Here is a 7,662-nt window from a genome sequence, read left to right on the forward strand (position 1 = left end):
TTTTGATTTTTTTGATGCAGTGTAATAATTTCGCTTTTTGGTCATTCTATTCCCCTCTTATATTAGAAGAATAGCTCTTAAAAATACCTTTTTTTCGTCTAAAAATCCGCGCCTATATCAACCTATAGCCCTTATGATGTAGAAAAAAAGTGCTATACAGCTCAACTGGATAAGCCCAAATTATTACTATTAGAAAAACATTTTATCAAACTAGTTAATGATGAATTATTAAGTAATGGGCTTCTCAAAAAAGATTTGGATAAAAATTATAGAAAATTAACCTTATCTTTTCATCCTGACCGAAGTCCCCATTATTCAGCGGAAGTAATTTGGTTAGATCAACAGCTCTCCGGTGAACTTTTAAAAGGCGGTTGTTTTAAATTACTCAGTTTTTGTTATGAAAAATTAATTCAACCTACGAAGTTTAAAGAGGTTGAGTTTAGCGGGATCCATAGCAAAGAAGATTTTAAAAAATGGCTAGAAAATTATAAAGCGCACACAACTACTTATGCGAGTAAAAGTTTATGTGATAGTTTAATTGCTTTGATTGATGCGTCGAGTGATTTTTTTGATTCAACTGGGGCAATTAAGCCGATTGCTTTAAAAAATTTAGTGAAATTGATTCCTGTGATTATTGCAGGCTTTGGAACTACGCTTTTTTTTGAAGAGCTTTTTCTGGTATATGCTGCTTATTATGTACTCTTAAAGGGGGGGCAAAAACTCGGAAAAACTAATTATCAAGAGTTAAGGCAAGTAGGGCAGTTGTTACAAGAATATACTGCTATTACTGCCATGACTACAACTACTTTACTGGTTCGAATTCTAGAATTAATTTTTTGGACTTCTCGTCATTGCCTGACCATTAGCCTAGAAATTGGCACGACTATTCTAGCCCCCTTACTATCGCAAACCCCTTCAACCGATAAAGCGGAAGTAGATGCTGCAGAATTATGCAAAGAACTTGTCCTTGCCGGGGAAAAGATACAGCCAGGGATTCAGTTTGATACGCCCGAATTAAAATTAATCGCCTCACCCTTTGAAAAATACCTGGCTCTTAATGCACAGCAATTTTTTGGTAATTTTCGTGTCGGCCAGAAAAAACGTGAAATGGTCGATGCCTTTTTATTTAACTTAAAAGTTTTAGATAAACTAGATTGGTGCCTTGAACAGAAATATTTAGATATTTTACAAGAACTTGATAAGATTAAACAAAATAAGGAAGTCTATACCGATAAAACTAAAGACGCGGTTGATTATGTTGAGGAAGTTATTAGTGTTTTGCGTTCTCCTTCCATTACCGCCCTCATTCCTTATGAACCTGAGGAGGCAAAAACCGCGCCAATGCTTTAGGCTGATTGAGCGTTAAATGAACTGTTACACTTTATTAATCATTTTTAATTCGCTATTAACTTCTGATCCCAGGGTTAAATAGAATTAAACTCTTGAATTTACACCTGCATCTCTGGCAAGATGCTGGTTGTTTTGATATTCCAGTGAGGGAACCATGAAAGTACTCGTGGCAGTGAAACGTGTGATAGACCCCTATGTCAAAATTCGCGTTAAATCGGATAATTCAGGTGTTGAAACACAAAATATAAAAATGGCAATGAATCCTTTTGATGAAATTGCAATTGAAGAAGCCTTGCGCCTGCGCGAAAAAAATTGGGCAACAGAAATTGTGGCCGTCAGTATAGGAACGGATAGCTCTCAAGAAACGCTACGGCATGCTTTAGCTTTAGGTGCAGACAAAGCCATCTTAGTACGAACAGAACAAGTTTTAGAAAGTTTAAACATCGCAAAAATTCTTCAGAAAATAGTAGCAACCGAACAACCAGCCTTAGTTCTTTTAGGTAAACAAGCCATTGACGGTGACAATAATCAGACCCCGCAAATGCTGGCTGCTTTATTAGGCTGGCCTCAAGCTACCTATGCCTCCCAAATAACAGTAATCGATAATGCCCTTGAGGTAACGAGAGAAATAGATGGTGGGCTTGAGACTGTGAAAGTGCATTTACCAGCGGTAGTAAGTACTGATTTACGTTTAAATGAACCCCGCTATGCCAGTTTACCCAATATTATGAAAGCAAAGCGTAAGCCTTTAGATATAATTGAATTAGATAGTCTAGGACTTGAGCTTAAAAAACATATTGAAGTGCTTAAAGTGACTGCGCCTGCGACCAGAAGTGGGGGTGTAAAAGTTGATTCAGTGGCTGAGTTGTTAGATAAATTACAACATGAAGCCAAAGTGCTTTAATAAGGAGAGACAATGGGTGCTTTAGTACTGGTTGAACATAATAATCAACAGATGCATCCAGCAACGAGAAATGTTCTCGCTGCTGCATTATGCCTGGATAGCAAACCAACTTTATTAGTGATAGGTTCCAATTGTGCCAAAGTAGCAGAAGAGGTTGCCGAACTTAATGGCGTTGGTCGCGTTTTATGTGTCGATAAACCCTGTTATGAACATCAATTAGCCGAGTCATGTGCAGAATTGCTTGTCTCTCATGCATCTTCTTTTAATGCAATTTTGGCTGCTTCGAGCACCTACGGTAAAAATATTCTACCGCGAGTAGCGGCTTTATTAGATCTCGCGCAAATTTCTGATGTGAGTAAGATTATAAATACCGACACTTTTGAGCATCCAATTTATGCAGGGAATGCAATTGAGACGGTCCGCATTATAGATCCCATTAAAATACTAACGATAAGAACAACCGCCTTTGACCCAGTCAGCGCCATTCAAATGCCCTGTGCTATTGAGTATGTAGATGAAGAATTTGTGGCTAAAAATAGCCAGTTTATCAAACATGAATTAAGCAAATCAGAGCGTCCAGATTTAGGTAGCGCTAAAATTGTTGTTTCCGGGGGAAGGGGTCTACAAAGCGCCGAGCGATTTAAATTAATTGAGGAGTTAGCTGATGCCTTAGGGGCTGCAGTCGGTGCTTCACGTGCAGCGGTTGATGCTGGATTTGTTCCTAATGATTATCAAGTTGGTCAAACTGGTAAAGTCGTTGCTCCTGCTTTATATTTTGCCATTGGCATTTCCGGTGCAGTGCAACATTTAGCAGGTATGAAAGATTCAAAAGTAATTGTGGCCATTAACAAAGATGAAGATGCTCCTATTTTTCAAATAGCTAATTATGGGCTAGTAGGTGATTTATTTTCATTAGTTCCAGAGTTTATCGAACAATTAAAAAAACGTTAGGGAGTTTTTATGTTAGTAGGTGTACCAAAGGAAATAAAATCACAAGAAAACCGTGTTGGTCTTGTGCCCTCGAGTGTTAGAGAAATTATTCGTGCTGGTAGCAGTGTGTTGGTTGAGAAAGGGGCTGGTCTTGGAATTGGTATTTCTGATGCAGATTACCGTAATGCTGGTGCTGAGGTTGTAGATAGTGCTGATGATATCTTTGCTAATGCGGAACTAATTGTAAAAGTAAAAGAGCCTCAACCTATTGAATGCAAACGTCTTCGTGAAGGACAAACCTTATTTACTTATTTGCATTTAGCGCCGGACCCACAACAAACCAGATTATTAATGGAGTCTGGTGTTACAGCGATTGCGTATGAAACGGTTACGGAAAATAATGGTGGATTACCTCTATTAGCGCCCATGTCACAAGTAGCTGGTCGAATGGCAATCCAAGCAGGGGCCCACTGTTTAGAAATGGCTCAGGGCGGTAGTGGTGTGCTTTTAGGCGGAGTTCCAGGTGTTGCAGCAGCTACGGTAGTGGTTATTGGGGGTGGTGTTGTTGGTACCAATGCTGTACGCATGGCGATGGGTATGGAAGCACGTGTTATCGTTTTAGATCGTTCATTACAACGTTTAAATGAACTTGATTTTCAATTCGGATCCAAACTTAATACCGTGTATTCAACAGCAGACGCGATTGAACATTATGTAACGCAGGCTGATTTAGTTATTGGTGCGGTTTTAGTTCCCGGTGCCTCAGCTCCAAGGTTAGTACCTCGCTCTATGCTTAAATCCATGCGCCCTGGTTCTGTATTGGTGGATGTGGCTATTGATCAAGGTGGATGTTTTGAAACGAGCCGTCCGACAACCCATCAAGAGCCCACCTATGTCGTGGATAATGTAGTACATTACTGTGTCGCGAATATGCCTGGAGCCGTACCAAGAACTTCAACTTTTGCCTTGAATAATGCCACTTTACCCTTTGTTTTAAATATTGTAACTAAAGGGACTAAATTAGCTTTATTAGATGATCAACATCTGCTAAATGGCTTAAATATCCATCAAGGTAAAATTACTTATGAAGCAGTGGCTCGCGAATTAGGTAATCCTTACACACCACCAACCATTGCTCTTGCGGGTAAGTAATCGCTTCCTAAAGTAGGGTCAAATACTGGCCTTACTTTATCTCCTTAAATAAAACCCTATGTAAGATGGTTTATCTAATTAGTTTCTACTGCACTTTGGCAAAGTGTAAATGAATCGCTAAATAATAAAGATTCCATTGATGTTTGTTGGCATTAGCCACCATATTTACTTCAGTGTGCTCTGTTGGAAAATTTAAGGCAATTTTTGTTTAATAGTGGTTGGGCTAAAGCCCAACCTGAGAATTAGTCTTAGAATAAGTACTCTTCTACTGGCGGTAAATCTTGCGCTTGGGGATCACCATTAGGGATGCTGTTTTCAGTATTTTCTGCTTGGAATACTGGAGTTGGGTCTTCTTCTGCGGGAATTTCTTTTTTACGGAAATATTCCATAATCGCATTCGGCTGGTTCTGTTTAGCTAATAAACCACTTATGGGGTCAATCCGCACCGCAACCACATCATCAGGCTGCTTCATTTCGCTTAGGGGTTTATCTTTTAAAGCAACCTTCATAAAATCAATCCATAAGGGAAGGGCAAGACCCGCAGCATATTCATGCAGCGATTTAGGATTATCAAAACCAACCCAGGCGGTTACCACTAAATCCCCATTAAAGCCGGCAAACCAAGAGTCTACTTGATCATTAGTCGTTCCGGTTTTTCCTGCGATGTCTTGACGGTTTAAAGAGCGGGCGGCTCTTGCCGTACCATGTTGGATAACATCTTTAAGTGCTGAATTCATTAAGTAAGTTATGTCCGCAGGTAGAACACGGGGGGCGATAGTTGATGGGTCCACGGTATTAGGATCGCAGGCATTACATACCACACTAGGTTTTGCTTGTAATAAAACTTTACCCTCAGCATCGGTAATATGGTCAATCAAAAATGGTTCTACTTTATATCCACCATTAGCAAATACAGCGTAAGCAGCCGTTAAATCCATAGGGCTTACTGATAAACTACCTAACGCTAATGATAACCCCTTAGGTAACAGTTTTTTATTAAATCCAAAGCGGGTTAAGAAGTCCAAAGTATAATCAAGACCTATATCATCAAGAATACGTATGGATACTAGATTTTTAGATTGGACTAGGGCTTGTTTAAAGCGAGTGGGGCCATTAAATTTTAAATTAACATTATGGGGCCGCCACAAGTTGGGTTGGCTTGGATCATCAAATACAATGGGGGCATCGTTAATTAGGGTAGATAGAGTGTAACCATTATTCAATGCAGCGGCATACACAAATGGTTTAAAACTAGAGCCTGGCTGCCTACTCGATTGAGTAGCTCGGTTAAATTTACTTTTTTGGAAATTAAAACCGCCAATTAATACTTCAATGGCACCATTTTTAGGATTAAGTGCTACCAAGGCCGATTCAGCCTCAGGAATTTGGGCTAATTCCCAATTTTTCTCTGTTTTATGGACATAAATTACATCACCCACAGCAAGCACTTGCTGCGCTTTTTGCGGCGCTCGTCCCATCCAGCCTTTCTTTAATGCAGGCCTTGCCCAAGAAAGTCCTTGCCAAGGGATAAGAACCATTTTCCCATTCGCTAAAGCCACCGTTGCTTCTTTGGCTTTTACTTCCGTAACTAAAGCAGGAATTAAACCATTCATTTGCGGATATTGCATTAAGGTTTTTTGTCGTACTGCAGCTATTTGGCTGTCTTTTTCGTTTACCTTTGCGACTGGACCCCGATAACCATGGCGGTGATCATAAGCAATTAGGTTTTTAGCAACAACCGTATTGGCGGTATTTTGTAAGTGGCTATCAATGGTAGTATACACTTTATAGCCTTTCGTGTAGGCGTCCGCCCCAAAATTATCATATAAGGATTGGCGGATCATCTCGGCCACATAGGGTGCATGCACTTGGATAGGCGAGCCATGATATTTTGCAGTAATTGGCTGGTTAATGGCATTTTGATATTGCGCATCGTTAATATAGTGCTCTTCTAATAAACGCTCTAATACATGATCGCGTCGTTTTTTAGCTGCAATAGGATTGGCAATCGGATTTTGAGTTGAAGGTGCTTGCGGAAGGCCTGCTATCATTGCTAACTCAGCTAAATTGAGCTCTTTGAGTGGTTTGCCAAAGTAGACCATCGCTGCAGCGCCGACACCATAAGCGCGGTTTCCTAAATAAACTCTATTTAAATAGAGCTCAAGAATTTTTTCTTTACTTAACTCTCTATCAATTTTAATAGCGAGCATAATTTCATTGAATTTACGTAAAAAGGTTTTTTTACGGCTTAAAAAGAAATTCCGGGCAACCTGCATCGTGATCGTACTACCACCTTGGGATTTGGTGCCGGTTTTAATCATGCGTACCGTAGCACGCCCTAAGCCCATAATATCTACGCCCGGATGCTCAAAGAAGCGTTGATCTTCAGTTGCTACTAGAGCATAAACTAGGGTTTTAGGGATTTCTTCATAAGTAAGCGGAATGCGTTTCTTTTCGCCATATTCTTGGATTAATAAACCATCTTTACTAAAAATTTGTAAGGGTACTTGCAATTGTACAGTTTTTAAGGAGTCTACATTAGGTAATTGACTCTCAAGATAGAGATATAAAAAACTGCCGCCAACTAGCAAAAGAAAAAACAGGCTCATCAGCGCCCAAAGACCTTTACGCCAAAAAAATGCCATTTTTTTCATAGAATTAAGTATTTGAATGTGAATTGGCCAGTATTATACCGTGATTTTATATAAGATAGCGAGTTTTCTGGGGAAAAAGCGATGATTTGCTAGAAGCATTTGCGTTTCTTCCATGAAGAAACGCAAGGCGTAAAATTACATCGTGTGTTCAGGATAGCTTGGGGTTGCATCCTTTTCTTTACTAGGGGTGAACGGTTTTGTTCCCACTTGAAATAATAAAGGATTAAATCCGGGAAATCCGGGTAATCCTTTATAGAAAGATATGGTCTTTTGAAATTGCAGATTTTTCACGGTTTGCTCTAATTCACTCATGTTACGCACATAAACTTGTAGTTTGACTAAAAAGCATTAGAATTCCGCCCTTAATTTTAGGGAGGGAATTAAATGGATATGCTTGATCTTTATAGTGATTATTTGATTTTCCAAAACAAATATGCGACAGCAACAGGACTGTCTGATTTGGTTGATGGCGCATTTACTCATGACAAAGTAACACGATTTCTTCGCTTTGAGAATTTCAGCTCAAAATCACTGTGGCACTATGTAAAAAAGCCTGGGGCTTTTCATGACTAGAAATGAACCAATTATTGTTCAGCTGTTTTTTAATCAACAGTCGACAAAAGATTCGGTAAATTTAGGCTGTGAGGCTTATTCGCTCTAAATGGTTAATAA

General features: G+C 39.4%; 7 protein-coding genes. 5 read left to right on the forward strand and 2 right to left on the reverse strand.

Annotated elements, in window-relative coordinates:
* The first annotated feature begins 255 nt into the window (after positions 1 to 255).
* From ELY15_RS11785 to ald, 4 genes are all read left to right on the forward strand, one after another.
* Positions 256 to 1,350: a J domain-containing protein gene (locus ELY15_RS11785; protein WP_127100261.1), complete on the forward strand. Its 1,095-nt coding sequence runs from the start codon at positions 256 to 258 to the stop codon at positions 1,348 to 1,350.
* A 154-nt stretch (positions 1,351 to 1,504) separates the two neighbouring features.
* Positions 1,505 to 2,254: an electron transfer flavoprotein subunit beta/FixA family protein gene (locus ELY15_RS11790; protein WP_127100262.1), complete on the forward strand. Its 750-nt coding sequence runs from the start codon at positions 1,505 to 1,507 to the stop codon at positions 2,252 to 2,254.
* 12 nt (positions 2,255 to 2,266) lie between these two features.
* The gene (locus ELY15_RS11795; protein ID WP_127100264.1) at positions 2,267 to 3,205 is read left to right on the forward strand and encodes an electron transfer flavoprotein subunit alpha/FixB family protein; all 939 of its coding nucleotides are present in this window, start codon (positions 2,267 to 2,269) and stop codon (positions 3,203 to 3,205) included.
* Between the two features lie 9 nt (positions 3,206 to 3,214).
* The gene (gene ald, locus ELY15_RS11800) at positions 3,215 to 4,336 is read left to right on the forward strand and encodes an alanine dehydrogenase (RefSeq protein WP_127100266.1); all 1,122 of its coding nucleotides are present in this window, start codon (positions 3,215 to 3,217) and stop codon (positions 4,334 to 4,336) included.
* Positions 4,337 to 4,584: 248 nt separating this feature from the next.
* On the opposite strand, the gene ELY15_RS11805 is transcribed toward ald, so the two are convergent.
* Both ELY15_RS11805 and ELY15_RS16180 read right to left on the reverse strand, forming a co-directional pair.
* On the reverse strand, positions 4,585 to 6,990 hold the full coding sequence (locus ELY15_RS11805; protein ID WP_127100268.1) for a penicillin-binding protein 1A: 2,406 nt from the start codon (positions 6,988 to 6,990) through the stop codon (positions 4,585 to 4,587).
* A 135-nt stretch (positions 6,991 to 7,125) separates the two neighbouring features.
* The gene (locus ELY15_RS16180) at positions 7,126 to 7,302 is read right to left on the reverse strand and encodes a hypothetical protein (protein ID WP_158617464.1); all 177 of its coding nucleotides are present in this window, start codon (positions 7,300 to 7,302) and stop codon (positions 7,126 to 7,128) included.
* A 72-nt stretch (positions 7,303 to 7,374) separates the two neighbouring features.
* Between ELY15_RS16180 and ELY15_RS11810 the strand changes: the two genes are divergently transcribed.
* On the forward strand, positions 7,375 to 7,563 hold the full coding sequence (locus ELY15_RS11810) for a hypothetical protein (RefSeq protein WP_127100270.1): 189 nt from the start codon (positions 7,375 to 7,377) through the stop codon (positions 7,561 to 7,563).
* Positions 7,564 to 7,662 lie beyond the last annotated feature (99 nt).

The organism is Legionella sp. km772 (assembly GCF_003989735.1).
Taxonomy (GTDB): domain Bacteria; phylum Pseudomonadota; class Gammaproteobacteria; order Legionellales; family Legionellaceae; genus Legionella.

Excerpts from the sequence above, each read along its gene's own strand:
- ELY15_RS11790 (WP_127100262.1), top strand. The coding sequence starts at position 1,505 with ATGAAAGTACTCGTGGCAGTGAAACGTGTGATAGACCCCTATGTCAAA.
- ELY15_RS11795 (WP_127100264.1), top strand. The coding sequence starts at position 2,267 with ATGGGTGCTTTAGTACTGGTTGAACATAATAATCAACAGATGCATCCA.
- ald (WP_127100266.1), top strand. The coding sequence starts at position 3,215 with ATGTTAGTAGGTGTACCAAAGGAAATAAAATCACAAGAAAACCGTGTT.
- ELY15_RS11805 (WP_127100268.1), bottom strand. The coding sequence starts at position 6,990 with ATGAAAAAAATGGCATTTTTTTGGCGTAAAGGTCTTTGGGCGCTGATG.
- ELY15_RS16180 (WP_158617464.1), bottom strand. The coding sequence starts at position 7,302 with ATGAGTGAATTAGAGCAAACCGTGAAAAATCTGCAATTTCAAAAGACC.
- ELY15_RS11810 (WP_127100270.1), top strand. The coding sequence starts at position 7,375 with ATGGATATGCTTGATCTTTATAGTGATTATTTGATTTTCCAAAACAAA.